This is a genomic window from Nonomuraea sp. NPDC049607 (assembly GCF_040675375.1).
Classification (GTDB): Bacteria; Actinomycetota; Actinomycetes; order Streptosporangiales; family Streptosporangiaceae; genus Nonomuraea.
In genome coordinates, this window is sequence record NZ_JBFAOV010000036.1 from 10,385 (window position 1) to 35,321 (window position 24,937).

Annotated in this window: 28 protein-coding genes; 15 read left to right on the plus strand and 13 right to left on the minus strand. The window is 74.4% G+C overall.

Annotated elements, in window-relative coordinates; genetic code table 11:
- Positions 1 to 18: 18 nt before the first annotated feature.
- The 3 genes from AB0J97_RS42055 to AB0J97_RS42065 are packed head-to-tail and all read left to right on the plus strand — an operon-like array spanning position 19 to position 3,400.
- Positions 19 to 795, plus strand: a complete 777-nt coding sequence (locus AB0J97_RS42055; RefSeq protein WP_364100084.1) for a carotenoid biosynthesis protein — start codon at positions 19 to 21, stop codon at positions 793 to 795.
- A complete protein-coding gene (gene crtI / locus AB0J97_RS42060; protein ID WP_364100087.1) occupies positions 777 to 2,216 on the plus strand; it encodes a phytoene desaturase family protein in 1,440 nt (479 codons plus the stop codon). Before AB0J97_RS42055 ends, crtI (AB0J97_RS42060) begins: the two co-directional genes overlap by 19 nt.
- Complete coding sequence (locus AB0J97_RS42065) at positions 2,213 to 3,400, plus strand: glycosyltransferase family 2 protein (protein ID WP_364100090.1); 1,188 nt, start codon at positions 2,213 to 2,215, stop codon at positions 3,398 to 3,400. The genes crtI (AB0J97_RS42060) and AB0J97_RS42065 overlap by 4 nt, the downstream gene beginning before the upstream one ends.
- Here the strand turns inward: AB0J97_RS42065 and AB0J97_RS42070 are convergent.
- Positions 3,351 to 3,947 (minus strand): glycerol-3-phosphate acyltransferase, encoded by a 597-nt coding sequence (locus AB0J97_RS42070; protein WP_357705585.1) that lies wholly within the window; start codon positions 3,945 to 3,947, stop codon positions 3,351 to 3,353. The genes AB0J97_RS42065 and AB0J97_RS42070 overlap by 50 nt on opposite strands.
- Here AB0J97_RS42070 and AB0J97_RS42075 point away from each other — a divergent pair.
- Positions 3,919 to 4,626, plus strand: a complete 708-nt coding sequence (locus AB0J97_RS42075; protein WP_364100094.1) for a spheroidene monooxygenase — start codon at positions 3,919 to 3,921, stop codon at positions 4,624 to 4,626. The genes AB0J97_RS42070 and AB0J97_RS42075 overlap by 29 nt on opposite strands.
- 5 nt (positions 4,627 to 4,631) lie before the next feature.
- Here the strand turns inward: AB0J97_RS42075 and AB0J97_RS42080 are convergent, their stop codons facing one another.
- The 3 genes from AB0J97_RS42080 to crtI (AB0J97_RS42090) are packed head-to-tail and all read right to left on the minus strand — an operon-like array spanning position 4,632 to position 7,944.
- Positions 4,632 to 5,597, minus strand: coding sequence for a phosphate acyltransferase PlsX (locus AB0J97_RS42080; protein WP_364100096.1), 966 nt, complete (start codon positions 5,595 to 5,597; stop codon positions 4,632 to 4,634).
- Positions 5,594 to 6,493, minus strand: a complete 900-nt coding sequence (locus tag AB0J97_RS42085) for a phytoene/squalene synthase family protein (protein WP_364100099.1) — start codon at positions 6,491 to 6,493, stop codon at positions 5,594 to 5,596. The genes AB0J97_RS42080 and AB0J97_RS42085 overlap by 4 nt, the downstream gene beginning before the upstream one ends.
- Positions 6,490 to 7,944, minus strand: coding sequence for a phytoene desaturase family protein (gene crtI / locus AB0J97_RS42090; RefSeq protein ID WP_364100102.1), 1,455 nt, complete (start codon positions 7,942 to 7,944; stop codon positions 6,490 to 6,492). Before crtI (AB0J97_RS42090) ends, AB0J97_RS42085 begins: the two co-directional genes overlap by 4 nt.
- Before the next feature lie 162 nt (positions 7,945 to 8,106).
- Between crtI (AB0J97_RS42090) and AB0J97_RS42095 the strand changes: the two genes are divergently transcribed.
- From AB0J97_RS42095 to AB0J97_RS42110, 4 genes are all read left to right on the plus strand, one after another.
- The gene (locus tag AB0J97_RS42095) at positions 8,107 to 9,033 is read left to right on the plus strand and encodes a MerR family transcriptional regulator (protein ID WP_364100105.1); all 927 of its coding nucleotides are present in this window, start codon (positions 8,107 to 8,109) and stop codon (positions 9,031 to 9,033) included.
- A 90-nt stretch (positions 9,034 to 9,123) separates the two neighbouring features.
- Positions 9,124 to 9,612 carry an RNA polymerase sigma factor gene (locus AB0J97_RS42100; RefSeq protein WP_364100108.1) on the plus strand — a complete coding sequence of 163 codons (489 nt, stop codon included), beginning with the start codon at positions 9,124 to 9,126 and terminating at the stop codon, positions 9,610 to 9,612.
- 45 nt (positions 9,613 to 9,657) lie between these two features.
- Positions 9,658 to 10,824 (plus strand): prolyl oligopeptidase family serine peptidase, encoded by a 1,167-nt coding sequence (locus AB0J97_RS42105; protein WP_364100111.1) that lies wholly within the window; start codon positions 9,658 to 9,660, stop codon positions 10,822 to 10,824.
- 51 nt (positions 10,825 to 10,875) lie between these two features.
- Entirely contained in the window at positions 10,876 to 11,412 is a 537-nt protein-coding gene (locus AB0J97_RS42110; RefSeq protein ID WP_364100114.1) for a hypothetical protein, read from the plus strand.
- A gap of 112 nt (positions 11,413 to 11,524) precedes the next feature.
- Here AB0J97_RS42110 and AB0J97_RS42115 read toward each other — a convergent pair whose 3' ends face one another.
- Entirely contained in the window at positions 11,525 to 13,144 is a 1,620-nt protein-coding gene (locus tag AB0J97_RS42115; RefSeq protein WP_364100117.1) for a zinc-binding dehydrogenase, read from the minus strand.
- Positions 13,145 to 13,233: 89 nt separating this feature from the next.
- On the opposite strand from AB0J97_RS42115, the gene AB0J97_RS42120 reads away from it, so the two are divergent.
- Entirely contained in the window at positions 13,234 to 14,181 is a 948-nt protein-coding gene (locus tag AB0J97_RS42120) for an AraC family transcriptional regulator (RefSeq protein ID WP_364100120.1), read from the plus strand.
- A gap of 35 nt (positions 14,182 to 14,216) precedes the next feature.
- On the opposite strand, the gene AB0J97_RS42125 is transcribed toward AB0J97_RS42120, so the two are convergent.
- Positions 14,217 to 15,200 (minus strand): winged helix-turn-helix domain-containing protein, encoded by a 984-nt coding sequence (locus AB0J97_RS42125; protein ID WP_364100123.1) that lies wholly within the window; start codon positions 15,198 to 15,200, stop codon positions 14,217 to 14,219.
- Positions 15,201 to 15,422: 222 nt separating this feature from the next.
- Here AB0J97_RS42125 and AB0J97_RS42130 point away from each other — a divergent pair, with 222 nt between their 5' ends.
- Positions 15,423 to 16,184 (plus strand): hypothetical protein, encoded by a 762-nt coding sequence (locus AB0J97_RS42130; RefSeq protein WP_364100126.1) that lies wholly within the window; start codon positions 15,423 to 15,425, stop codon positions 16,182 to 16,184.
- A gap of 49 nt (positions 16,185 to 16,233) precedes the next feature.
- On the opposite strand, the gene AB0J97_RS42135 is transcribed toward AB0J97_RS42130, so the two are convergent.
- The 3 genes from AB0J97_RS42135 to AB0J97_RS42145 form a co-directional block, all read right to left on the minus strand.
- The gene (locus AB0J97_RS42135; protein ID WP_364100129.1) at positions 16,234 to 16,911 is read right to left on the minus strand and encodes a hypothetical protein; all 678 of its coding nucleotides are present in this window, start codon (positions 16,909 to 16,911) and stop codon (positions 16,234 to 16,236) included.
- 120 nt (positions 16,912 to 17,031) lie between these two features.
- Positions 17,032 to 17,628, minus strand: coding sequence for a cadmium resistance transporter (locus AB0J97_RS42140; RefSeq protein WP_364100132.1), 597 nt, complete (start codon positions 17,626 to 17,628; stop codon positions 17,032 to 17,034).
- Between the two features lie 62 nt (positions 17,629 to 17,690).
- Positions 17,691 to 17,846: a hypothetical protein gene (locus AB0J97_RS42145; protein ID WP_364100135.1), complete on the minus strand. Its 156-nt coding sequence runs from the start codon at positions 17,844 to 17,846 to the stop codon at positions 17,691 to 17,693.
- Between the two features lie 29 nt (positions 17,847 to 17,875).
- On the opposite strand from AB0J97_RS42145, the gene AB0J97_RS42150 reads away from it, so the two are divergent.
- Positions 17,876 to 18,061: an antibiotic biosynthesis monooxygenase gene (locus AB0J97_RS42150; RefSeq protein WP_364100138.1), complete on the plus strand. Its 186-nt coding sequence runs from the start codon at positions 17,876 to 17,878 to the stop codon at positions 18,059 to 18,061.
- Positions 18,062 to 18,189: 128 nt separating this feature from the next.
- Complete coding sequence (locus AB0J97_RS42155) at positions 18,190 to 18,549, plus strand: hypothetical protein (protein WP_364100141.1); 360 nt, start codon at positions 18,190 to 18,192, stop codon at positions 18,547 to 18,549.
- On the opposite strand, the gene AB0J97_RS42160 is transcribed toward AB0J97_RS42155, so the two are convergent.
- Complete coding sequence (locus AB0J97_RS42160) at positions 18,537 to 19,493, minus strand: LysR family transcriptional regulator (RefSeq protein ID WP_364100144.1); 957 nt, start codon at positions 19,491 to 19,493, stop codon at positions 18,537 to 18,539. The genes AB0J97_RS42155 and AB0J97_RS42160 overlap by 13 nt on opposite strands.
- Positions 19,494 to 19,628: 135 nt before the next feature.
- Between AB0J97_RS42160 and AB0J97_RS42165 the strand changes: the two genes are divergently transcribed.
- Positions 19,629 to 20,870: an MFS transporter gene (locus tag AB0J97_RS42165; protein ID WP_364100147.1), complete on the plus strand. Its 1,242-nt coding sequence runs from the start codon at positions 19,629 to 19,631 to the stop codon at positions 20,868 to 20,870.
- Between the two features lie 23 nt (positions 20,871 to 20,893).
- Positions 20,894 to 21,538 (plus strand): cysteine hydrolase, encoded by a 645-nt coding sequence (locus AB0J97_RS42170; RefSeq protein WP_364100150.1) that lies wholly within the window; start codon positions 20,894 to 20,896, stop codon positions 21,536 to 21,538.
- Here the strand turns inward: AB0J97_RS42170 and AB0J97_RS42175 are convergent.
- Together AB0J97_RS42175 and AB0J97_RS42180 are read right to left on the minus strand one after the other, a co-directional pair.
- On the minus strand, positions 21,513 to 22,616 hold the full coding sequence (locus AB0J97_RS42175; RefSeq protein ID WP_364100153.1) for a HAMP domain-containing sensor histidine kinase: 1,104 nt from the start codon (positions 22,614 to 22,616) through the stop codon (positions 21,513 to 21,515). The two genes, AB0J97_RS42170 and AB0J97_RS42175, sit on opposite strands and share 26 nt — an antisense overlap.
- On the minus strand, positions 22,609 to 23,304 hold the full coding sequence (locus AB0J97_RS42180) for a response regulator transcription factor (protein WP_364100156.1): 696 nt from the start codon (positions 23,302 to 23,304) through the stop codon (positions 22,609 to 22,611). The genes AB0J97_RS42175 and AB0J97_RS42180 overlap by 8 nt, the downstream gene beginning before the upstream one ends.
- Before the next feature lie 141 nt (positions 23,305 to 23,445).
- Here AB0J97_RS42180 and AB0J97_RS42185 point away from each other — a divergent pair, with 141 nt between their 5' ends.
- Positions 23,446 to 23,700: a hypothetical protein gene (locus AB0J97_RS42185; RefSeq protein WP_364100159.1), complete on the plus strand. Its 255-nt coding sequence runs from the start codon at positions 23,446 to 23,448 to the stop codon at positions 23,698 to 23,700.
- Between the two features lie 14 nt (positions 23,701 to 23,714).
- Here AB0J97_RS42185 and AB0J97_RS42190 read toward each other — a convergent pair whose 3' ends face one another.
- Positions 23,715 to 24,935 carry an MFS transporter gene (locus AB0J97_RS42190; RefSeq protein ID WP_364100162.1) on the minus strand — a complete coding sequence of 407 codons (1,221 nt, stop codon included), beginning with the start codon at positions 24,933 to 24,935 and terminating at the stop codon, positions 23,715 to 23,717.
- Positions 24,936 to 24,937: the final 2 nt, after the last annotated feature.

A 24,937-nucleotide genomic window follows, 5' to 3' on the forward strand; every position in this document is an offset into this window, starting at 1 on the left:
CCTGCGAAACACAGGTATGTGGAACGCACACCAGGCCGGCAGGTGACGGGTGCGGCCCTGAGGCCGGCCCGCGCGCTCGGCGTGCTGTCGGCGCTGGCCATGGTCGGCTGCCAGGTGGCGTCAGAGCTGGATTCGCAGCCCGGACGGCTCACCGCGGTGATCGTCGCCCTGCTGGCGACGTGCGCCGTGGCCTTCGCCGCGGACGCCTGGGGGGCGGCCAGGGCGGCGGCCGCCTTCGCCGGAGCGGCGCTGACCGGGTACGCGGCCGAACTGGCCGGGCTGCTGACCGGGTTCCCGTTCGGCTCCTACAGCTACAGCGAGGCGCTGCGGCCGCAGGTGGCCGGTGTCCCCGTGCCGGTGGTGCTGGCGTGGGGCGGCATGGGGCTGGCGGCCTACGCGGTGGCGGTCGCGGTCGTGCCGTCCGGCGGGCCGGCCCGGGTGTGCGCGGGCGCGGGCGCGCTGACGGCGTGGGACCTGTTCCTCGACCCCCAGATGGTCCGGCTCGGGTTGTGGACGTGGGCGCGGGAGGGCTTCTACCGCGGCGTGCCGCTGAGCAACTTCGCGGGGTGGCTGCTGGTGTCGGCGCTGGTCATGGTGGTCGTCGGGCGGATCGCCCGCGCCACCGGGCCGGCGCGCGGGCTGCTGGCGCTCTACACGGTCATGGCGGTGATGGAGACGGTGGGCTTCGCGGCGGTGTTCGAGCCGCCCGACCTCCTGGTCGCCGCCGCCGGAGGGATCACGATGGGCGCGTTCGCCGCGCCGGCCTGGAGGCGGTCATGGCCGAAGTCACGGTGATCGGCGGCGGGGTGGGCGGCATGGCGTGCGCGCTGCTGCTGGCCCGCCAGGGGCACGAGGTGCGGCTGTACGAGCAGTCGCCGCGATTGGGCGGCAAGCTGGCCGAACATCGGCGTGACGGCTTCACCTTCTCCCTCGGCCCGTCGCTGCTCACCATGCCGCGCGTGCTGCGCGACCTGGGGCTCGACCGCGAACTGATCGAGCCGGCGCTGCTGTGCCGCTACCGCTTCGCCGACGGCACGGTCCTGGACGCCCACCGCGATCCGCGGCGGATGGCCGCCGAGGTGGAACGGCTGGCGCCGGGGGAGGGACGGGCCTGGTCGGCCTTTCACGACTGGGCCCAGGGCTGTCTGCGGGCGGCCGAGCGGACCGTGTTCGCCGGGCCGCCGATCCGGCGGCAGGGCAGGCCGCGCCTGTCGGACCTGACGGCGGTGGCCCCCACGCGCACGCTGGCCGGGCTGGCGCGGCGCCACTTCCGCGACCCCCGGCTTCGTCAGTACGTCGGCCGCTACGCCACGTACGCGGGATCGAGCCCGTACCGTGCGCCGGCCGCGCTGGGGTGCGTCCCGGCGCTGGAACACGGGCAGGGCGTCTGGTACGCGCCCGGTGGGCTGGCCCGGCTGGCCGACGACCTGGCGCTGCTGCTGAAGGCCGCGGGAGTGGAGATCTTCCTGTCCGAGCCCGTCACCGCCGTCGAGGCCGACGACTCCAAGGTCACCGGCGTGCGGCTGGCGGGCGGGCGCCGGGTGCGGGCCGACATCGTGGTGGCCAACACCGACGCCGCCGCCCTGTACGGACGCCTGTCCCCCGACCGGCGGCGGCTGCGCCGGATCGCCCGGCTCGGGACCTCGTCCTCGGCGTTCCTGCTGCTGGCCGGGGTGGAGGGGCGCACGCCGGGGCTGCCGCATCACTCGGTGCTGTTCTCGGCCGACTACGAGCGGGAGTTCGCCGACATCTTCGACCGGCGGCGTCCGCCCCTCGACCCGACGGTCTACGTCGGCTGCTCGGCGGTGGACGACGCCTCCCAGGCCCCGCACGGGGCGGAGAACTGGACGATGCTGGTCAACGTGCCCGCTCGTGATCCGGCGCGATGGGGGATCGGGGTCGAGGCGTACCGGGACCTGGTGCTGGAACGGCTGGCCGGGCGCGGCTTCGACCTGGCCGGGCGGCTGCGCTTCGTCGACGTCCTCACCCCCGCCGACCTGCGGGATCGTTACGGCGCGTGGGGCGGCGCGATCTACGGCAGCGCCTACCGCGGCAGGCTGGCGTCCTTCGCCCGGCCGGGCAACCGGGGGCCGAGGCGCGGGCTGTACCTGGTGGGCGGCTCGGCCCACCCGGGCGGAGGACTGCCGATGGTGGCGCTGGGCGCCCGCATCGTGGCCGACCTGGTGGCCCAGGACCTCACGGACGGCCCCCGATGAGGCCGGTCCGGGGCGCGGTCACCGTCGCGCAGGTCGCGGCGGCGGCCGTCGTGGTGGCGCGGCTCGCGCGGGGACGGCGGCGGCTGCCCGCGCTCCTGCCGCGTCCGGCCGCCGGCGAGCCGGTGTCCGTGGTGATCCCGGCGCGGAACGAGGAGGCCAGGATCGGGCCGTGCCTGCGCGCCGCGCTCGCCGCCCCCGCCGTCCGCGAGGTGATCGTCGTCGACGACGGCTCCGGGGACGGCACGGCGAGGCTGGCGGCGTCCCTGGGCGCCGTGGTCGTCACCGCCGATCCGCTGCCGCCCGGCTGGGTGGGCAAACAGTGGGCGCTGCGCCAGGGGGTGGCCGCCGCCCGGTCCGACGTGGTGGTCACGCTGGACGCCGACGTCCGGCCCGAGCCCGGCCTGTTCGGGGCGCTGGCCGCCACCCTGGACCGGTACGACCTGGTCAGCGCCGGCCCCCGCTTCGTCTGCGACGGCCCGCTGGAGCAGGCCCTGCACGCCTCGATGCTGGCGACCCTCGTCTACCGCTTCGGCCCGGTCGGCCCGCCGAGCCCCCCGCCGCCGCACCGGGCCCTCGCCAACGGCCAGTGCATGGCCTTCCGCCGGGCCCGGATGACCGAGACGGACGGCTTCGCACTCGTACGCGACCGGATGACCGACGACGTGGCGCTGGCCCGATGCCTGGCCGGACGGGGCTGGTCGGTCGGCTTCCTGGACGCCGGCGGCCTGCTGGAGGTCGACATGCACGACTCGGCGGGCGAGCTGTGGCGCGAGTGGGGACGTTCGCTGCCGCTGGCCGACGTGACCGGGCCCGGATGGCAGGCAGCCGACCTGGCGGTCGTCTGGCTGACGGCGGCGCTGCCCGTGCTGCGGCTGGCCGCGGGCCGCCCGACCGGCCTGGACCTGGCGCTGCTGGGCCTGCGGGTGTCGCTGACGGCCGCGCTGCGGGGCAGCTACCGGCGGCCGGGCGCGGGGCTGCTGCTGTCGCCGCTGCTGGACCCGGCGGCCGCGTTCCGGCTGACGCAGGCCACCGTACGGCCGGTGCGCAGGTGGCGCGGCCGCACGTACGGCCAGGTCACCGGCGGCGGCCGCACGTACGGTGAGGTCAGCGGCGGCGGCCGCACGTACGGTGAGGTCAGCGGCGGCGGCCGGCCAGCGCGGCCTGCCCGAAGCGGAGCCCGATGAGGCACATCAGCGCACCGGTGGCCGCCACCAGCTCGGCGGGCATGAACAGCAGCTGCAGCAGCGGCACCCCGAACACCGCCAGCCGCGCGCCCACCGCGAACGACCGCGTCACCAGCGCCGCAACGGTCAGCGCCGCCACGGCCAGCGCGAACGCCGGCGGGCAGATGACCGCGACCCCGCCCGCGAAGGTCAGCACGCAACGCCCGCCCCGGAACGCGGCGAACAACGGCCACGCGTGCCCCGCCATGGACGCCGCCACGGCCAGGTACACCGGCGCCACGCTCGCCCCGGTGACCACGCCGAAGGCGCCGGTGTGGCCGCCGCTGACCAGGAGCCCCGCCAACGCGGCCAGAGCGCCCTTCAGCGTGTCGCCCGCGAAGACCGGCACGCCCGCCCGCCGCCCGAGCTGCTCCTTGACGTTCCAGTACCCCGGGTTGCGGTCGCCGACGTGGCGCGGATCGACGCCGTGCGCCCGCCCCGCCAGGACCGCGACCGGCACCGAGCCCAGCAGGTAGCCGATGACGACCGCCACGAGCACCTCAACCATCGCGTCGTTCCACCTCGTCCGGTACGGCGGCAGGGGGGCGATGAAGCACATGGCCTTCGACCGGCCGCTGCTGCGTCGCGCCGGGGGCCTGCGGTTCTGGAAACTGCTCGGCACCGGCAGCGGCCGCTCGATGTCGCTGGGGGCCGATCTGCGACGCTGGGCGCTGTTCGCCGTCTGGCGCGGGGAGGACGACCTGGAGGAGTTCCTGCGCAGCTCGCCGATCGCCGATCGCTGGCGGGCGGAGGCGTCGGAGTACTGGCAGACCCGGCTGGCGCCGCTGGCCTCGCGCGGCGCCTGGGCCGGTCGCGACCCGTTCGGCGACCTCACGGCCCGCGACGACGGCGGACCCGGTCCGGTGGCGGTGCTGACCAGGGCGTCGATCCGGCCCGGCCGCCTGGTCGCCTTCTACCGGTCGGTCCCGCCGGTCGAGGAGCTGCTGCGGCGGCAGGACGGCTGCCTGGCCTCGGTCGGCATGGGGGAGTGGCCGCTCGCCCGGCAGGCCACCTTCTCGCTGTGGCGCGACCGGCGGGCCGTACGGGCCTTCGCCTACCAGGGTCAGGCCCACCGGCAGGTCATCGAGCGGGTACGGGCACACGACTGGTACGCCGAAGAGCTGTTCGCCCGCTTCGTCCCCTACGCCGGCGAGGGCAGCTGGGACGGGCGCGACCCGCTGGGCTGACCCGCTCATCCCGCCGCCGCCGTCACGATCCCGGCCGCCGGGGCGCGTCCCGCCAGAGTGCTGGCCACCACGCAGGCGCGGGCGATCGTGGCCGCCCGCGAGGAGCCGTGCGCGACCACGACGGTGCCGCGCAGGCCCAGCAGGACGGCCCCGCCGTGCGTCTGCGGGTCGTAGCGGGCCGCCACCTCGGCGAGCCGGCCGGGGGAGGCGATGCCGGCGCGGGCGACCATGGTCAGCGCCGTGCGCACGCAGCCTTCGACGTTCTTGAGCACGACGTTGCCGGTGAAACCGTCGGTGACGATCACGTCCACCGTGCCGGCCAGGACGTCGTGACCCTCGACGGGCCCGTGGAAGCGCACCGGCAGCCCGCCGAGCAGCTCCTCCGCCTGACGGGCCAGCCGGTTGCCCTTGCCCGGCTCGGCGGCGATGGACAACAGCCCCACCACCGGGTCGGCCACGCCGAGCACGGCCCGCGCGTAGCCCGCGCCGAGCTGCGCGAACTGGGCCATCATGGCGGGGCTCGGATCGGCGATCGCGCCGGCGTCCACCAGCACGCTCGCCCCGCCCGCCAGGGACGGGAGCGCCACGGCCAGCGGCGGCCGCAGCACGCCGTCCGCCCGCCCGATGCCGCGCACCGCGCACGCGACCACCGCGCCGGTGGATCCGGCCGACACCAGCGCCCCGGCCTCGCCCCGTCCGACCAGCCCGCAGCCGACCGCCAGGCTGGAGGCGGCCAGCGCGGTCGCGCCCGCCCCCCGCTCGGTCATGGGCACGGCCTCCTCGGCGTGCGCCACCGCGAGCTCACCCGCGGCGCCGTGCCGCCGCAGCTCCTCCTCCAGCAGCGCCGCCGGGCCTGCCAGGACGACGGGCACGCCGTGCTCGCGGCTCGCCAGCACCGCGCCCGCGACCACCTCGGCGGGCCCGTGGTCGCCGCCCATCGCGTCCAGGACCACGGGGGCCGCGCCGGTCACGGCAGCTCCACGCGGACGCGCCGCTCGGCCATGCCCGACCCGGCGGAGGCCAGCAGGTGACGGGCGAAGACGGCGGCCTTGCGACGGCGCGGCACCCGCACCCGCCCGGCCAGGACGTCGAAGCCACGGCGTTCGATCTCGGTGAGGATACCGCCGTACAGCTCGAAGGCGGCGCGCACGCACGGCCGCGAGGAGGCGACCAGCAGGCCGATCCCGGGGTCGGCGGCCCGGTAGTGGGCGCGGGCGCGCTCGGCCTCGAAGGCCAGCAGGTCACGCACCGCCCGCCGGGCCCGCGGCTCGCCCAGCATGTCAGGGGCGACGCCGAACTTGTCCAGGTCCTCCATCGGCAGGTAGACGCGGCCACGCGCGAAGTCCTCGGCGACGTCGCGCAGGAAGTTGGTGAGCTGGAAGGCCAGGCCGAGCTGGCGGGCGGGCTCGCGGGCCCGATCCTCCTGGCCGGGCGCCGGCTCCAGCAGCGGCAACATCATCGTGCCGATCGCGGCGGCCGATCCCGACATGTAGCCCAGCAGGTCGTCGTAGGTCGCGTAGCTCCGCACGGACAGGTCGGCGCGCATCGAGGAGAGAAAGGCCCGGACGTCGCCGTGGTCGATGCCGAACGAGTGCACCGTGTGCAGGAACGCGGGCAACATCGGATCGCCGGTCGCCGTCCCGGCGAGTCCCGCCGCGACCTGGGCGGTCAGGTCGTCGAGCGCGCGGGCCCGGTCGCCGGTCATGGTGAAGGAGTCGACGATCTCGTCGGCGTACCGGGCGAAGCCGTACAGGGCGTGCACGTGCCGTCGTTTCCACTGCGGCAGCAGCCGGGTGGCCAGGTAGTAGGAGCGGCCGTAGCGGGCGTGCAGCCGGCGGCAGCGTTCGTAGCTGGCGGTGAGCGTCAACGAGCCTCCTTCAGTATGCGTTCGGCGGCGAGCCGGCCGGAGATCAGCACCGGGGGGATGCCGACGCCGGGCGCGGTGTACATGCCGGCGAAGTGCAGTCCGGGCACCCGCCGGGCGACGGCCGAGGGCCGCAGCCATGCCGTCTGGGTGAACCGGTGGTCCAGCGCGAACGGGGTGCCCGCGCTGTGCCCGCGCGCGGCCCAGGCGGGTGGGTCGAGGACCAGCCTGGGCGCGTCCGCCAGGTCGCCGTAGCCGAGCGCGGCCAGGCGGCCGAGCAGCCGCGTCTCCAGCTCGGGCCGCAGCCGGTCCCAGTCGGCGGTCCGCAGGTTGGGCGTGGGTTCCAGGACGCTGAGCGTGGCCTTCCCGGCCGGCGCCGCCTCGCCGTCCGGCTCGGGATGGGTGATCAGCAGGCTGGGGTCCGGTTGCGGACGGCCGGCCGCCAGCGCCGCAAAGGTCTCCCGCCAGGCTCGTCCGAAATGGAGGGTGTGGTGGGCCTGGCCGCTCAGCGGACGGTCCAGGCCCACGTGCAGCACCAGGCAGGACGGGGAGTGGTGGGGGCGGCGCAACCGCCAGTCGGACGCCGCGCCGGGCAGCAGCCGCCGGGCGGCCAGGCGATCGCAGGCCACGACCACGTGCCGCGCCGGGAGCCGTTCGCCGTCCGCCAGCAGGACGCCGGTGACGCCGTCCGAGTCCGTCTCGACCTTCTCGGCGCGGACGCCGAGGCGGAGGTCCCCGCCCAGCTTCTCCAGCAGGGAGGCCATGGCCGTGGGGATGGCGTGCATGCCGCCGCGCTCGGGGAAGTACACGCCGCCGACGGTGTCCATGTGGGCGATGACGGCGTAGATGCCGAGCGCGCGTTGCGGGGAGAGCCCCACGTACAGGGACTGGAAGGTGTGCGCCTTGATCAGCCGCGGGTCGCGCAGGTGCCGGGCGGCCAGGCGGTCCAGCCGCCGGAAGCCGCCCAGCCCGGCCAGCCGCAGCAGCGCCGCGGGCCGGGCCAGGGCGCGCAGCCGGCTCACGTCCGCGTCGATGAACGTCGGCCACTCCACCCGGAACAGCTCGTCGAGCAGCCGCCGGTAGCGCTCGTAGCGCGCCGCCTCGGCGGGCCCGCACACCGTCCGCACCTGCTCGGCCATCGCCTCGCGCCCGGGCAGCACGTCCAGCCGTGACCCGTCGTCGAAGAGCAGCCGGTAGGAGGGGTCCAGGCGGCGCAGCGGCAGCCAGTGCCGCAGTTCCTCCCCGGCCGCGCCGAAAACCTCGGCGAGCACGCCGGGCATGGTCAGCACGGACGGGCCGGTGTCGAAGCGGAACGCGCCGAGGCGGGCGGTGCCGCAGCAGCCGCCGGGCTCGCCGAGTGCCTCGACCACGCTGACCCGGCGTCCGGCCGCCGCCAGCCGGACGGCCGCCGCCAGGCCGCCCAGCCCGGCCCCGATGACGACCACGGGACTCATCGGAGGCCCTCCTCGGTGGACGCGTCCATGCACGCAGCTCCTTCTGTCGCTATGAGAGCCTTCGTGGCGGGAGCCCGCCCGGTTGCACCCGGCCCGCGTGCGCCCAAGGACCTCGCAGGCGCGAAAAGATAGGCGGACACGTCGAACGGCAGCGGGAACACCATGGACGAGGACACACCGGTCAGCGAAGGGGACGCGGGATTCGGCATCGGGGCCGTCTCCCGGCGTCTGGGCATCCCCGCGCCGACCCTGCGCACCTGGAACCTGCGCTACGGCCTGGGCCCCAGCCGCCGCAGCCCCGGGGGCCACCGCCGCTACGGCGACGCCGACGTGCGGCGGCTGGCCGAGATGAAGCGCCTGATCGCCACCGGCCTGGTCCCGGCCGAAGCCGCCAGACTCGCCCTGTCCCTGCCCGACCCGCCCCCGCCCTCGCCGCTTAAGGGCGGCAGGCGCACGTCACCGCCCGTGCCGCGGAAGCCCGGGGGGCGGCCGGCCGTCGCCGCGCTGGCCCGTGCCGCGACCGTGCTCGACGGCCGAGCCGTCTCCGGCCTGATCGAGGAGACGCTGGCCGCGCAGGGCGTGGTGTGGACGTGGGAGCACCTCGTCCTGCCCGCGTTCGACGCCGTCTGCCGGGCCCAGGACGAGACCGGAACCGGCATCGACGCCGAACATCTGCTGTCCGGCCACCTCCAGGCGGCCCTGCACCGGCTCGCCGGCGACGTGCCGCCGCGGGGCGACGAGCGGCCGGTGCTCCTGGCCTGCGCGGAGGAGGAGCAGCACAGCCTGCCGGTGCACGCCCTGGCCGCCGCGCTAGCCGAACAGGGCGTGCAGACCCGCGTGCTCGGCGCCCGCACCCCCTACGCCGCGCTGGCCTCGGCGATGCGCCGGCTCGGCCCGGCGGCCGTGTTCGTCTGGTCGCAGCGGGCGGCCACCGGTGACACCGCCCCCCTCGCGGACCTGCCCCACGTGCGTCCCGCGTGCCAGGTCGTCATCGGCGGCCTGGGCTGGCGGGGCCGGCCTCCTTCGGGCGTCGTCAGGGTCTCGACGCTGCCCGCCGCCGTCGCATGCGTCATGTCGACCCTGATTTGAGCCGCCCTTTCCCTCGATGAGCTTGTGACCCCGTCCCGCGCCTCGGTATGAATAAGTTTTGAATAGGTTTTTGCGGTGAGGGGCAGGCGCATGGACACCAGCGACGAGGAAGCGCTCGGCGAGTGTTACCGCACGTACGCCCCTTCCGTGCGCTCCTACCTGCGCCGGTTCGTGCCCGCCCAGGAGGTGGAGGACCTGCTGCAGGTCGTCTTCGCCGACGTCTGGCGCTCGCGCCGGCGCTACGACCCCGGCAGGAGCCAGGCCGCGTGGGTCTTCGCCATCGCCCACCGTCGTGCTGTGGACCACCTGCGCGTCCGCAGGCTGCGGACCGTGCCGTTGCAGGAGGCCGGCGATCCGCCGGGACGCGGGCGGCTCGCGCCGGACGCGCTCGGCGACCGCGACCAGATCGACCGGGCGCTCGCCGAGCTGTCGGACACGCAGCGGCAGGCCATCGAACTGGCCTACTTCGCCGACCTGACCCAGCGGGAGATCGCCGACCACCTGCGCGTGCCGATCGGCACCGTCAAGGCCCGCATCTCGCGCGGGCTGCACCGGCTCTCCGATCTCCTGGAGAGCTGAGCGCTGATGTATACACCGTAAACGTTCATGGTTTACCGTGTATACATGCGAGCACGGGAGAAGAACGTCGAGACGCCGGACGTCGAACGGCGGACGCGCCGGGGCCGTCGGTGGTGGATCGCGGGCCTGGCGATCGTCGTCGTCCTGGCCGGGGTCGCGGGGGCCGGGGCCTGGTTCGGCAGCGACCAGTCGATCGCCGTCGTCCGCTACGGCACGGGCAACACCGAGGTCGTGGCCGTGCGGGGCGACCTGGTGACGCTCACACGAACGCCGGAGACCGACAAACCGGGCACGTACTGGCTGGAGTGGACCGGCTCGTACGCCATGCTCGGCGACGTCGTCACCCGCGCGCCGGACCGCGTGACGCGCAAGGTGCTGCGCGGCTCGGTCCCCTCGGTGGGCACGCCCGGCAACTTCGGCAACGTGCCGCCCGGCGACCCCCAGGTGGCCTGGGGCATCGGCTACACCGAGATCATGGTCCCCACCGAGCTCGGGCCCGCCCCCGCCTGGTACGTCCCCGGCGACGGCGACACCTGGGTCGTCGCCGTCCACGGCCAGAACGGCCGGCGCAAGGCGGAGCTGAAGATCCTGCCCGTCGTCCACGGGCTGCGGCTGCCCTTCCTGGACATCAGCTACCGCAACGACCAGGGCGCGCCGCCCTCGCCCGACGGGCTGCTGCACCTCGGCGACTCGGAGTGGCGCGACCTGGAGGCCGCCCTGCGCCAGGCGCGGACCATGGGGGCGCGGCGGTTCGTCCTGTACGGCACCTCGATGGGTGGCCAGATCGTCGGCCAGTTCCTGGACCGGTCACCGCTGGCGGGCCTGGTCGACCGGGTCGTCATGGACGCCCCCATGATCGACGTGCAGATGACCGCCGAACAGGGTGCCAGGAATTTCCACCTGCCCGCCTTCACGGCGGGACTGTCGAACCTGGTCGTCCGGTGGCGCACCGGCGTCGATGTGGACAGGCTCAGCCTGATCCGGCATCCGCCGCGCGTCCGGCCGCCGCTGCTGCTGATCCACACCGTCCCCGACACCGACCACCCGATCCAGGAGGCGCACGGCCTCGTGGCCGCGGGCAGGCGCCTGGGCTGGGACATCAGGTTCGAGCCCTTCGAGCAGGGCAAGCACACGGAGGCGTGGAACGTCGACCGCCCTCGCTACGATCGCCTCGTCGGCGACTTCCTCGCGCCGGATGTCACGCGGAGGTGAGTCCGCCTCTCGCCGGATCCACCCGAGCCGTTTCGCGGAATGGAGATATCGATGATCAGGCGTCTTGCGCCGGTTGTGGCGTTCGTGTTGTTACCGGTCCTCGGCGCGTGTGCCGCGCCGGCCAAGGAACCGATGCTGAAGGACCCGGCGCGATGGCCGCTGGCCGGCCTGAAGGGGGTCTCCGTCCAGGGCGGGCTGCCCGAGGAGGCCGAGCTGGCGCTGGCGCGGATCAAGGTCGGCCCGCACGACCTGACCGCGTGGATCAACCCCTCGGGGCTGTGCGGTCTGAGCGGCGAGGGGTGGAGCGTGAACGCCGACCTGACCAGGTCCGACGCGGCGGAGCCCACGCGGGAGGACGGCTTCGCAGGCCCGGCGGAGCCCGAGGTCGGCGGCGCCCATGAGAGCAAGGTCAGCCTGTTCTGCACCCCCACCAGGATGCTGATCAGGGTCGAGGGGGAGACCTCGAAGCCGTCCGTCTCGGGCAACGCGGTCGCGCAGGTCTACAAGGGCGGCCTCAACGCCGTCGTGGGCACGCCGGAGGCCCGGCGGGAGTCGCTGCCGGGCGCGACCGTGACCCCCGGCGGATAGCGGAAGCCGGGTTCGCGCGCGTCTCGTGGAAGGCCCTGCGTCATCGCCGTCTCCCTGGCCGCCTGCCTCCTGGCGGCCCGGCCCCGGCGCGTCCCGGCGAGGGGGTGACCGGTCATCCGGCCACCGTCAGCGTGATCTTGCCGCGGACGAGACCGCGTTCGGCCTCGCGGTGCACGTCGGCCAGCGACTCCAGCGGGCGGACGTCCGTCTCGACGTCCACCACGCCCTGGTCGATCAGGGCCACGAGCTCGGCCAGCTGGCCCGGGTCGTCGCGGGCCACGAACCGGACGGCGCGCGGATGATCGATCGGCCGGGTGATGGAGACGAACTCCTCGGCCAGCTCCGTCACCGAGGCGGGAAAGTCGGCCACCAGGTTGATCAGCACGTCGTTGCCGCCCGGCAGGGGAGCGGCGGTGTAGTCCACGATCTCGTCCGCGCCCAGCGCCCGTACGGCGGCGGCGCTGCGCGGGCCGGCGGTCGCCACCACGTACGCGCCCGCGTGCTTGGCCAGCTGCACGGCGAACAGGCCGACGCCGCCGCCCGCGCCGTTGATCAGCACCCGGCTGCCGGGGCCGATACGGGCGTGCTCGAAGACCGCCTGCCAGGCGGTGAGCCCGGCCACGGGCACGGCGGCCGCGGCCGTCAGCGGGATCCGCCGCGGCGCCCTGGCCAGCGTGCTCGCCTTCGCGACCGCGTACCCGGCCGCCGCGCCGTCGATGCGCCCGATCACCCGGTCGCCGGGGGCCAGGCCGCCCGCCCCGGTGAGCACGGTGCCCGCGACGTCCCAGCCGAGCGTGCGCGGCAGGGTGCCGCCGAACACGTCCCGCAGCAGGCCCATGCGCAGGCCGACCTCCGACGGGTTGAACGACGTCGCCGCCACCTCGATCAGCACCTCGCCCGGTCCGGGCCTCGGCACCGGCACCTCGTCCACCCTGATCACCGAGGCGTCGCCGTACTCGTGGAAGCGGGCGGCCCGCATGGTGCCGAGGAAGTCCGCGGCGTGCTCGCTCGCCCATGTCTCGAAGCCGGTCGCGGGCACTCCGGTGACCTCCTCGACGGTCCCGGTGGACGGGCCCGGCTCGGCGAGGGCGCGCAGCATCCCGTCCACGGCCGGTCCGGGCCAGCCCAGCCCGAGCAGCCGCCGCTTGGCCTCCTCCGGTGGCTCGTCCTCCCACCGCACCGGCCGGCCGATCGCCGCGCCGATCGCCCGCGCCTGCTCCCGCTGGGTCAGCGGACGCGGCCCGGTCAGCGTGTGGACCGCGCCGTGGTGCCCTTCGCCGAGCAGCGCGCGCACCGCGACGGCCGCGACGTCCCGCTCGTGGATCGGGGAAAGGACCGCGTCGCCGTACGGTTGCCGCACGACCCCCGTACGGACCTGCTCGGCCCACCGCAAGGCGTTGGCCGCGAACGCGTGCGGGCGCAGCACCGTCCACTCCCGCGCGGTCCGGGCGACCACGCGCTCGATCTCGACCTCGTACGGGCGGGCGGCGGCCGAGGAGAGGTAGACCACCCGCCGCGAACCGATCAGCTCCAGCACCTCGCGGGCCCCCTCGGCCGAGGCGAACGGCCACAGCAGGAACACCGCGCCGACCCCGTCGAGAGCCGCCGCCAATGCCACCGGGTCGGTGAGCTGCCTCGTCACCGTGCGGACGTCGGCGCCCGCCTCCTTCAACTGCTTCACCAGCGGACGGCCGATCGTGCCGGTCGCCCCGCTGACCAGGACTCTTGTCATGTCGTCAACCGTAGGAGCCAGGCGCGAGTCGTCCAATGTGTTTCCGTCTGCGATTAATACGCGATCATCTTGCGGACTAGACTCCCGTCATGGACGTACTGAGTGACGTGGTCGCCTCCATGCGCGTCGGCGTGCCGCGCTCGGCCCGGGTCGCGTGGCCGGCGCCGTGGGGGCAGCGGTTCCCGTCGGCGCCCGGCTCGGCGGGTTTCCAGGTCGTGCTGCAAGGCTCGTGCTGGGCGATCCCGCCGGAGGGCGAGCCGTTCCCGGTCGGGACGGGCGACGTGCTGTTCTTCCCCCACGGCCACGGCTACGGGCTGGCCGACTCGCCCACCAGGCCGCTCCCGGAGCCCGACTGCGACCCCTACGCCCCCGCCGAGCTGTTCGCCTCGGCCTCGATGGAGGGCCCCGGGCCGGTCACCGTGATGCTCTGCGGCGGCTACCGGCTCGATCCCGACAGGGCGCATCCGCTGCTCAAGGGGCTGCCCGAGATGATCCACCTGCCCACCGGGCTGGGGCGCAACACCGACCTGCGCGCCGCCGTCGAGCTGCTCGGCAAGGAGATCGACGACCCGCGGCCGGGCGCGGACCTGGTGGTGCCGGCGCTGCTGGACATGTTGCTGCTGTACATCCTGCGCGCCTGGTTCGACACCTCGGCCGAGCACTGCCGGGCCGGCAACTGGGCCGCCGCCCTGGCCGACCCGGCCGTCAGCGCCGCGCTCGACGGGATCCACCGCGATCCCGCCCATCCATGGACGGTCGAGTCGCTCGGCCGCCGCGCCCGGCTGTCGCGCGCGGCCTTCTCCCGCCGCTTCACCCAGTTCGTCGGACGTCCGCCGCTGGCCTACCTGACCTGGTGGCGGCTGAGCACGGCCGCCCACATGCTGCGCGACTCCGACGCCGCGCTGAGCACGATCGCCGCCGCGGTCGGCTACGGCTCGGAGTTCGCCTTCGCCAACGCCTTCAAACGCGAGTACGGCATGCCCCCCGGTAAATACCGCCGCCTCGACTGCGCCCCGCCCGCCCTCTCCAGGTCCTGACCCCCCCCGGGGGGGGCGAGCGGTTACGCGCCGGGTCAGCCGTTGGCCTCCAGGAGGCGGGCGCCGAGGGCGGTCAGGTGGTGGTGGACGGCCTGGCCGTTGCGGCGGGTGCTGATCAGCCCGGCGTTGCGCAGCACGGTGACGTGCTCGGAGGCGGTCGAGGCGCTGACCTTGAGCCGCCCGGCCAGCTCGTCCGTACGGCAGCCGGGCCCGCCGACGGCCCGCATCACCCGCGCCCGCGCCCGCCCGACCAGCGCGGCGAGCGAGTCGAAGGCCGGGGACGGCATCGCCTGGCGGCCGCTGTCGGGTATGGGGACCGTGAGCACCGAGCTGCGCTGGTCCTGGGTGGTCGCGATGCCCAGGTAGCGGGGCGAGGCGCCGGCGATCGGATGGATCAGCAGGCCGCGTCCGCCGAGATCGATGGTGCGATCCGGGCCGCCCGCGACGATCATGCCGCTGCCGTCCCAGGACAGCCGCGGGCTGAGCGTGCTGAGCGCCGAGCCGAGCCCGATCCGTGCCGCCGTCTCCTGGTAGGCGGCCAGGCGGGCTTCGAGCCGGCGGCGCATGCCGGGCCATTCGGGGGCGAGGAAGCGGTGGAAGAGCACGTACATGCTGTCGGCCAGGGCCCGGCGGAAGCGCGCCGGGTCCATGTCGAGGTCGGGCCGGCCCGGCAGCCCGCTGAAGCGCCACAGGTCGCCGCCGAACTCCCGCTCCTGCGGCGGGGTGTCCAGGGCGGCGAGCGCGTCGAGCTCGTCGGAGAGCGCGGCGGTCTGGATCGGCGGGGCCACCTCGGAGGCGACCAGGCCGTCATGGAGGGTGACGCGGGAGGCGCCGCGGTTGAGGATGTCGAGCAGCGGCAGCGTCCGGCGCGGCACGGTCCTGGCGATGTCCCGCCAGATCGAGCCTTTCTCGGTCAGCTCAGGATGATGGACGCTGAAGGCCGCGAAGATCGCGTGGGTCAGGGGCGAGACCACGATCCGGGTGGCCGCGAGGTCGCCCACCTGGAAGTTCAGACGCATGCGCCAATCGTCCCCTGATGATCGATTTCAGGCAATCGTCCGGTTGACGGCGAAACTGTTCGGTGCCCGGCCGAAGAGATTGTGCGCACCCCGGCGCCCCTCGACCATGGCAGCGAACGGCTCGCCCCACCCTCCGACCCGCCCTCGGCGCTCCTGCGTTCGCAACGGCCGCTCCCGGCCGGCGTCGTGGTCATCCCCCCGCACACCGCTGAGGAGAACATCATGCGAAGTCACCCCCCGACGCCCGGCACGACAGGCCGGCGGGCCCGCCGCTTCCTGTGCGCCGCCGCCGCTGCCGTCCTGGTCGCGGCCACCTCGACGACCCCGGCGTACGCCGCCGACAACGGGCGCCACAACGAGGACTGGGTCTACCGTTCGGGCTCCCTGTGCCTCCTGGTCTACGCCGAGATGCTCGACCTCTCCGACAGCAACGCCGGCTCCTACCAGACGTCCGCGGCGAACGTCTACGGGCCGAACGACGGCGTCCCGTGCGGCCGTGGACGGCCCGTGCCCGCCGGCGATCTCGCGATACGTCAGGTCGTGCTCGTCTACGACCTGACCCACCAGGTCTGGGGGCCCTGCCTGGGCCTGGACTCCGGCTTGCGTTTCACCCCCAACACCACCTCGCACGCCGACTGGTACATGTGGAGCGGCGAGGGGTCCAATCCCGCCCCCTGCGGCACCGCCTGGTACGCGACGCTGGCCTTCGGATACGTCTACGACGGCGGCTGGTACGGCGGCTCCCTGCCGTCGGGCAACGTGTGGATCACCGCCAAGTACGGCCTCCAGGCCAAGACGCCACCGGCGCAGCCGCCGCGCCCGTCCTGGATCACCGACACGGGCGCGGTCGACCCGAGCAGGCTCCCGGACCGCCTGCCTCTCATCGGCGCCGACGGCGAACCCACCCATACGGACTCGGGCGCCATCGCCACCGTCGACACCGCCACCTTGTTCGGCCCGCCGTCCCAGCCGCCGCAGAAGTGACGGACGGCTCACACCGAAGGAGAGACATCGGCGACCGGGGCGCGCGGCCTCACTCGTTCTCGTCGGCCTCGGCGGCGGGTGCGATCTGCAGCGGTGTCCCGGCCCCGCCTCCGGCCCCGCCTCCGGCCCCGCCTCCGGCGAGCTCGCGCCCCCGGTTCAGGGTGTGGTCGAGCTGCCTGGCCAGGACCGGGACGGTCGCCGGCGGCAGGTACGCGTCGGCCCCGGCGTCGAGCAGCCGCCGGACCGGGCCGTCGTACCGGACCCCGAGCTCGGGATCCTCGATCTCGGTGACGACGACGCGGGCCTTCGGGAACATCGACCGGAGCCCCGCGATCAGCTGTGGGCTGCCCGCGGGCACCAGCAGCACGTCGGCCGTCGCCGGGGCCGCGTGCATGTCGAGCACCACGTAGTCCGCCCCGAGCTGGGTGGACAGCGCGACGCGGGCCGCGTTCGAGAGTTCCATCGCGGTGGCCACGACGGTCACGCCGTCGTGGTCGACCGGCGCCGCTCGGTCGGGCTCGTCGGGCTCGTCCGGCTCGGCGCGATCGACGACGGCGCCCTGGACCACGTCGACGGTGCTGGAGATCGTCGCGATCGACGCGCCGTCACGCGTGAGGACCAGGCTCTCGCCGGGTTCGAGCGCGTCGATGAGCGCCACGACGTCGTCGGGGACGCGGGCCACGTCGATCCGCTGCGCCGCACGCGGGGTGCGTTTGCGCGTCACCACGCCCGGCCTCCGAAGGCGCCGTCCAACCGGATGAACACCCGAGCCCCCCTCTGACGCCGTGATCTCGTTGGATGCCGCCCCACGACCATTGGTTCGGCAATGCGCCGAAGTTTCACGGACCTACAGCCCGAAGGCCCCGCCCTCGACGAGGATGAGCAGGCCGATGCCGATCAGCACCACAGGCAGCAGGACGTGCCCCCACCGGCTCAGGGCCCCGGCGACGAGAGGGCGGGTGGCGAAGAACCGTCCGGCCGCGCACCACACGGCGACCAGGACGACGAACACGACGACGTGGACGCTCGTGCCGCCCGGCCCGGCGGTGGCGAAGACCGGCACGTACACGCCGATGTTGTCGCCGCCGTTGGCGAAGGTGACCGCGGCGACCTCCAGCGTCTTCGGCCCGTCGGCGTGCCCGCCGGAGGGTTCGTCACTGTCGCGGCGGCTCCTCCATGCCTCCCAGGCGGCCTTGACGCCCAGCGCGAGGGGCAGCAGCCCCAGGTACGGGACGAGCCGCTCGGGAAGGAAGGTCGCCCCGAGACCCGCCGCCACGGCCACCGCCACGAGGGCGAGGAAGCCCAGGTACTGGCCCGCCACGATCCGGCCGGCGGCACCCCGCCGGCCCGCGCCCCGGGCGAAGAACAGCGCCAGGATCAGGATGTCGTCGATGTTGGTGACGGCGAACAGCCCTGCGGCCTGTCCGACGATGCCCAGGTTCACCAGAGGGGGTGCTCTTTCTGTCCGAGGGTGCCCGGAATGACCTTACCGGGGCGGGTCGGCGCTCAGGGGGCGTGGACCGAGACGGTTCGATGGGATGGCGTGGTCTGCGGGGGCGAGGTGGCCAGTCCGGTCAGCAGGTTCAGGGACGTGGCGGCGTCGGAGCCCGGCGGGGCGCTGTAGATCATCATCGTCAGGTCGGGGTCGTCGGGCGCGCGCATGGCCACGTAGTCCAGGGCGAGCTCGCCGAATGGGCTACCAGCCCTACGCCGACCCCGAGCGCCCCGACCGCGTGATCATCGTGGAGGAGTGGGCCGACGACGCCGCGCTCGCCCATCACTTCTCGTTGCCGCACTTCAAGCACGTGGCCCAGGTGCTGGAGGAGATCCTGGCGGAGCCGTTCACGCTGCGCCGGCTGACCGACGTCCCGGCCTGAGGGGCGCCGCGCACGCGTCGCCGGTGCGGTGTCCCGGTTCGGCCGAGTCCGGCCGAGGTGCTGTTGGACACCGTCCCGGCGCTGTTTCGCTGTGGTCCACCGCAAACCCACGACCAGAGGAGACCACCATGGACGCACGCGGCGCACTCGCCACCACGGCCGTCATCGTCGCCGGAGCCCTGACCCTGCTCGGCCGTCCGGCGCAGGCAGCCCCGAACCCTCACCACCAGGCCGCGGCGGACGGCCCCTGCCGGGCCGAGCAGACCCACCGCGTCGGCGGCACGGTCATCAGGTACGAGCAGTTCGGAGCCCGGTCCGTCTGCCCGGTGGGCACCTACCAGCACTGGCACCAGGTGCACATCCGCTGCGGCATCGAGCCCGAGCGGCCCGGCCCCATGGTGGGCGGCACGTCCGTCAGCGAGGAGTGGTGCCCCAAGAACACCCTCCTCCAGGACTACTGGGTCACCCAAGGACCTCAGGAAGGCTGAGCCGGACCCCGGGAAGCCCGCGCCCACGCCGGGACCCAGGTCCCGGCGGCGCGGCGACCGGTCGCCGTGGCGCCCAGGTGGGCACGGAGGGCGACCAGCGCCGGGTGGGGGTTGTCGCGGTGCCACAGGAGCGAGTGCGGGTAGACGGGCACGGGGTCGGTCACCGGGATCCGGCGCAGGCCGTGGCCCGCCGGCCAGACGAGACGGGTCTGGTCGCCCATGAACGTGGCCAGCGCCGGGGTGTCGGCGACGGTGTCGAGCAGCGCGTCGGAGCCGAAGTTGGGCCCGGTCGCCTCGATGGTCAGGCCGAACTCGGCGACGAGGTCGTCGTAATAGGCGGTCCACTCGGTGCCGGGGGCGAGGCCGGGCATCCAGATCCGGTGCCCGGCGAGCCGGGCGAGCGGCACCGACCGGGCGTCGGCCAGCGCGTGGTCGGGCCCGGTGAGGAGCTGGAGGGCCTCGTCGACCACCCAGGCGGACTCGACGTCCTCGGGCAGCGGGCGGCCCGGCACGCCGACCGCGCGGAAGGACGCGTCGATCGTGCCGGACCGGATGGCGGCCACGGCCGTGTCCACGTCGAAGAGCATCACCACGTCCAGCTCGACGTCGGGGTGCGCCCGGTGGAAGCCGCGCATCAGGCCCGACCCCGCGCTGCGCGAGGCGAGCACGTCGACGCGCAGCGGACGGCTGCCCGCCCGTACGGACGCGACCGCGCGCTCGGCGACCCGGAGCAGCTCGCGGGCGTGCGGCAGGAACGCCTGCCCGTCGATGGTGAGCTTCGTGCCGCGCGGGGTGCGGATGAACAGGCGCACCCCGAGCGTGCGTTCCAGGGCGGCGACGCGCTTGGAGACGGCCTGCTGGGTGACCGCCAGGTCGGCGGCGGCCTCCTGGAACTGCCCCGCCTCGGCGGCGGCGACGAAGGTCCGGACGGTGTCGAGGTCCATGCGGGACACTCTACGGATACAACCAACGGTTGTGCCGACCTGCCCCCGCGGTTGTTTGATCTCCTGCTGCACGGCCCGCTTTGATACTCCCGATCGCGGATCGGTTGTACGGGTGAGTGACGAGGAGTGTCGGACATGGGGAACGGGCACCGGCTGGGCCGGCGGTTCGGCTGGCTCTGGGGAGCGTACGGCACCAGCGCGCTCGGCACGTGGCTCGCCTTCGGCGCGTTCCCGTTGATCGCCGTCCAGGTGCTGCACGCCGGGCCGGCGCAGGTCGCGGCGTTGTCGGCCGTGGGCGCGGCGGTCGGTGCGGCCGTGGCGGTGCCGCTGGGCCCATGGGTGGAGTTCCGCCGCAAGCGGCCCGTGCTCATCGGGGCGGACCTGGCACGGTTCGCGGCGTTGCTGACGATCCCGGCCGCGTTCGCGTTCGGCGTGCTCACCTTCGTCCAGCTGCTGCTGGTCTCGGTCGTGGTCGCGGCGGCCGACATCACCTTCCGCGCCGCCTCCGGGGCCTACCTCAAGACGCTGCTGCCGGCCGAGCACCTGCTCGTCGCGAACGCCCGCTTCGAGTCCACGACCTGGACGACCACGATCATCGGGCCGCCGCTGGGCGGCGCCGCGATCGGCCTGCTCGGCCCGGTCGCGACGGTGGTCGCCGACGCGGCCAGCTACCTGCTGTCGGCCCTGGGCATCCGCGCGACGGGCGGCCACGAGCCGCCTCCCGGACGCCGGGAGGCCGCGCGCCTGCGCGCCGGGGACCTGCTCGACGGCTGGCGGTACATCCTCGCCGACGCCACGCTGCGCCCGCTGTTCCTCAACACGGTCCTGTTCAACGGGCTGCTGATGGCCGCCGACGCGCTGCTGGCCGTCCTGATGCTCGGCCGGCTGGGGTTCACTTCGTGGCAGTACGGTCTCGCCTTCGCCGTGCCCGCGATCGGCGGGCTGGTCGGGTCGCGGCTGGCCCGTCCGCTCGTCACCAGGTTCGGGCAGCACCGCGTCCTGGTCGTGTCCGGGACGTTGCGCGCGGTCTGGCCGGTCGGGCTGGCCTTCGTGGGGCCGGGCACCGGCGGGCTGCTGCTGGTGATGGGCGTCGAACTCGGGCTCATCCTCTGCTGCGGCGTCTTCAACCCCGTCCAGGCCACCTACCGCCTCGAACGCACCGCGAACGACCGCGTCACCCGCACGCTGTCGGCCTGGTCGGTGACGACGAAGGCGGCGACCGCGCTCCTGACGGCGACGTGGGGCGTGCTGGGCGGCCTGCTCGGCCCGCGTACGGCGATCGGCCTGGCCGGCGTGCTCCTGCTGGCGACCCCGCTGCTGCTGCCCCGGCGCGCCGCGGCGCCCGTTCCCGAACCGGTGCCCGCACCCCACGCGTGATCCCTCACCACCAAGGAGAAAGAATGTCCACCACACCTCTCGCGCTCGACCCCCGCACCACCGCGCTGCTCGTCCTGGACTACCAGCAGGGAGTGCTCGCCTCGCTGCCCGGCCTGGACGACCCGCAGGCGCTGCTGTCCCGGATGGCCGGCGCGGTCGCCGACCTGCGGGCACACGGCGCCGTCATCGTGCACGTGCGGCTCGGCTTCACCGACGACGACTGGGCGGCGATCCCGGCCGCCAACAAGACGTTCTCCCTCATCGGCCACCGGCGGCTGCTGCACCACGCCGACCCCGCCACGGACTTCCACCCCCGGCTCGCCCCCGAGCCCGGGGACGTCGTCGTCCGCAAGACCCGGGTCGGCGCGCTGTCCACGACGGACCTCGACCGCCGGTTGCGGGATCGCGGGGTCACCACGCTGGTCGTCGCCGGCCTGACCACCAGCGGCGTCGTCCTGTCCACCCTCACCGACGCCGCCGACCGCGACTACCGGCTCCACGTCCTGTCCGACGGCGTCGCCGACCCGGACCGGCAGGCCCACGAGACGCTGATGACCACCGTGTTCCCGAGGATGGCCCACGTCGTCGACACCGCCGGACTGCGCTCACTCCTGCACGACAGGCACCAGGAACAGGCGGACTCTACCGGCGGTGGCCGTCGCCCGTGACCTCGGCCGGCAGGCGCACGGTGACGCGGAGGCCACCGGACGGCCGGGGCGTGAGGGTGAGGGTTCCGTCGTGCGCCCGCGCGATGCTCCCGACGATCGCCAGGCCGAGGCCCACGCCCGCGTGGTCGGAGCGCACGCGGTCGGTGCCGCGCCGGAACGGCTCCACCAGCGTGCGGACCAGCTCCGGGGGAAGCTCGTCGCCGGTGTTCTCGACGGTGAGCGCCACCGCGCCGGGATGAACGGTGGTCCTCACCCACACCGCGCCCTGTTCGGGCAGGTTGTGGACGATCGCGTTGTGCACGAGGTTCGTCGTCATCTGGAGCAGGAGCGCGGGTGAGCCGGTGGCCGGGGCCAGACCGTCGCCGGTGGTCTCGACGGTGAGGCCGCGCTGCTCGGCCAGCGGGAGGAGCGTCTCGACGGCCTCCTCCGCGACCAGCGACAGGTCGACGCCCTCGCGCGGGAAGGACCGCTGGTCGGCCCGGCTGAGCAGGAGCAGCGCCTCGGTGAGGTCGATCGCGCGGGTGTTGACCAGGTGGAGGCGGTCGACGAGTTCGGCGGGGTCGCGGGTGGGGTCGGTGCGGGCGACGTCGAGGAGCGTCCGGGCGATCGCGAGGGGGGTGCGCAGCTCGTGCGAGGCGTTGGCGGCGAATCGCCGCTGCTCGGCGACGTGCGCTTCGAGCCGTACGAGCATGGTGTCGAAGGCGTCGGCCAGTTCGCGGAGCTCGTCCCTGCGGCCCGGCAGCCGGATGCGGTGGGAGAGCGAGCCGCCCGTGGCCTTGCGGGCGGCGTCCGTGATGCGGGTCAGGGGGGCCAGCATCCGGCCGGCCAGCAGCCACCCGCCCACGAGGCCGAACACCAGCAGGAACCCCAGCACGAGAACCGCGACCGGAGCGAACGAACGCACGATGGCGGACCGGTTGATCAGGACGTCGCCGGTGGTGTAGACCGCGTGGTCGGGCAGGCCGCGCATGAAGTAGACCCCGACGGCGCCGAGCGGCAGGGCGCCGGCGATCATGAGGAATCCGGCGTAGCTGAGGGTGAGCTTGAGGCGGACACTCAGGCCGGGGGCCCTATCCATGGTCGCCGCCCTCGCGTCCGGCGCCGGACGCCGGGTCGATGCGGTAGCCGACCCCGGCCACGGTGGCGATCAGCCACGGTTCGCCGAGACGCTTGCGCAGGGCCGAGACGGTGATGCGGACGGCGTTGGTGAAGGGGTCGGCGTTCTCGTCCCACGCCCGTTCCAGGAGGTCCTCGGCGCTGACGACACCGCCCTCGGCGGCGACCAGGACCTCCAGCACGGCGAACTGCTTGCGGGTGAGCGCGACGTAGCGGCCGTCGCGGTAGACCTCGCGGCGGAACGGGTCCAGGCGCAGGCCGGCGATCTCGCGCACCGGCGGCCTGCTGTGGGCGCGTCTGCGGTCGAGCGCTCTGAGGCGGAGCACGAGCTCGCGCAGCTCGAAGGGCTTGGTCAGGTAGTCGTCGGCGCCCAGCTCGAACCCGCTGGCCTTGTCGTCGAGCCGGTCGGCGGCGGTGAGCATGAGGATCGGCATGCCGCTGCCGGAGGCGACGATGCGGGCGGCGATCTCGTCGCCCGACGGGCCCGGGATGTCGCGGTCGAGGACGGCGATGTCGTAGGCGTTGACGCTCAGCAGCTCCAGGGCGGTGTCGCCGTCGCCCGCGATGTCGGCCGCGATCGCTTCCAGGCGGAGGCCGTCGCGGACCGCCTCCGCCAGATAGGTCTCGTCCTCGACGATCAGTACCCGCATACCCCCGAAGGTACGGCCGGGGGCCTATCGCCCGCATATCGAAAACGACATACGCACCGGCAACGGCCTGCTGCCTTGACTGGCGGCATGATCCGCAGCGGACCAGCACGAACGGCATCCCGTCGTACCCGATCGGCCATCGTGGCCGCTCTCGTCGTCCTCGTCGTGGCGCTCGCAGGCGTCGTCGTCCACGGGGCGGTGACCTCCCTGACGGCCTCGGGGCACGGCGGGCCCTCCGAGGAGGCCGGGTGGCTGTCGAGGCGCGGCGCGGCGTACGGGCTGTGCCAGATCTACCGGAACGAACCCTGGCACTACGAACTGCGCCCCGAAGCCGCCGCCGACGGCTGCCCACGCAAGTACGCCGACCCCACCCGCGATCCCCGCATGCGGCGATGAGCCGCCCGTCCCTCTCAGGTCAGGGGCACGCCGCGGTAGGCGCGCCAGAGGGCGAGGTCGTAGCCCAGGCCCAGGGCCGCGCCGAGCAGCAGGGGAGCCCCCAGCGCGGCCAGGGTGCCGGTCAGCATGGTGGTGGCGGCGATCGGGGCGACCGAGACGGCGACGCTGCGCGCCAGGCTGGTCATGCTGGCGGCGGCCGTACGGTGCGCCGACGGCACGACCGCGGCCGTGAACGCCTGCCGCGCCGGTACGTCGATCTTGGACACCGTCTGGCGGAGCAGCAGCAACGTGACGGCGGTGGCCAGGTTCGGGGCGAACGGGATGCAGGCCAGCAGCAGGTTGGCCACGGTGTGGGGGAGCAGCATGGTGGCCAGCAGCCCGCGCCGGGCGGCCAGCAGGGGCGCGGTGAGCTGGGCCAGGGCCGGCAGCAGGTTGGCGGCGAAGAACACCAGGCCCAGTTGCGTGGTCGTCGCGCCGTAACGGTGGGCGAACCACCAGGCCAGCACCGCCTGGACGGCCAGCCCTCCGGCCAGGGCGTCCAGCGCGGACAGCCCGGCCAGCAGCCGGACCTGGCCGGACATCCGCCCACTCCGCCGGTCCTGGCCGGAGGGTGCGGTCCTGGGCGGCTCGGCCTGCGGCGTCAGGTTCCAGAACAGGGTCACGGTGCCGGCGGCCAGGAGCGCGTACAGGGCGAAGGCGGCGTCGGGGGCCGACGTCCAGGGCTGGAGCCCGAGCCCGGCGGCGGCCAGGGCGCCCAGCGCGCCGGAGGCCATGGCGGTGACGTTGTAGCAGGTGAAGACGGACGTGTGCCGGGCCTGGGGGCAGGTCTGGGCGAGGATCGCCTGCTCCACTCCGGAGAAGGGCGTGTTGTCGTTGGTGGACGGCGAGATCGTCCCGACGAAGGCGGCGGCGATCAGGACGGGGTAGGACTCGCTGAGCGCGAACACGGCGCCGGTCACCGCCATCAGGCAGCCGCAGGCGATCAGCGTCCGGCGCCGCCCCCACACGTCGGCGAACAGGCCCAGCGTCAGGCTCGCGACCACCGAGCCGGCGGAGGCCACGGCCAGCAGCAGACCGGTCTGCCAGGGGGCGTCGCCGTCCTGGGTGAGCAGTTCGGCGAGGAGCACGCTGGTACAGCCGTAGCCGAAGGTCCGCAGCGCCCGTGCTGCGATGACCAGCAGCCCGTTGCGCCCCAATTCGACCGGAAATAGGCTCCTGGCCTGCACGTTCGGCATGG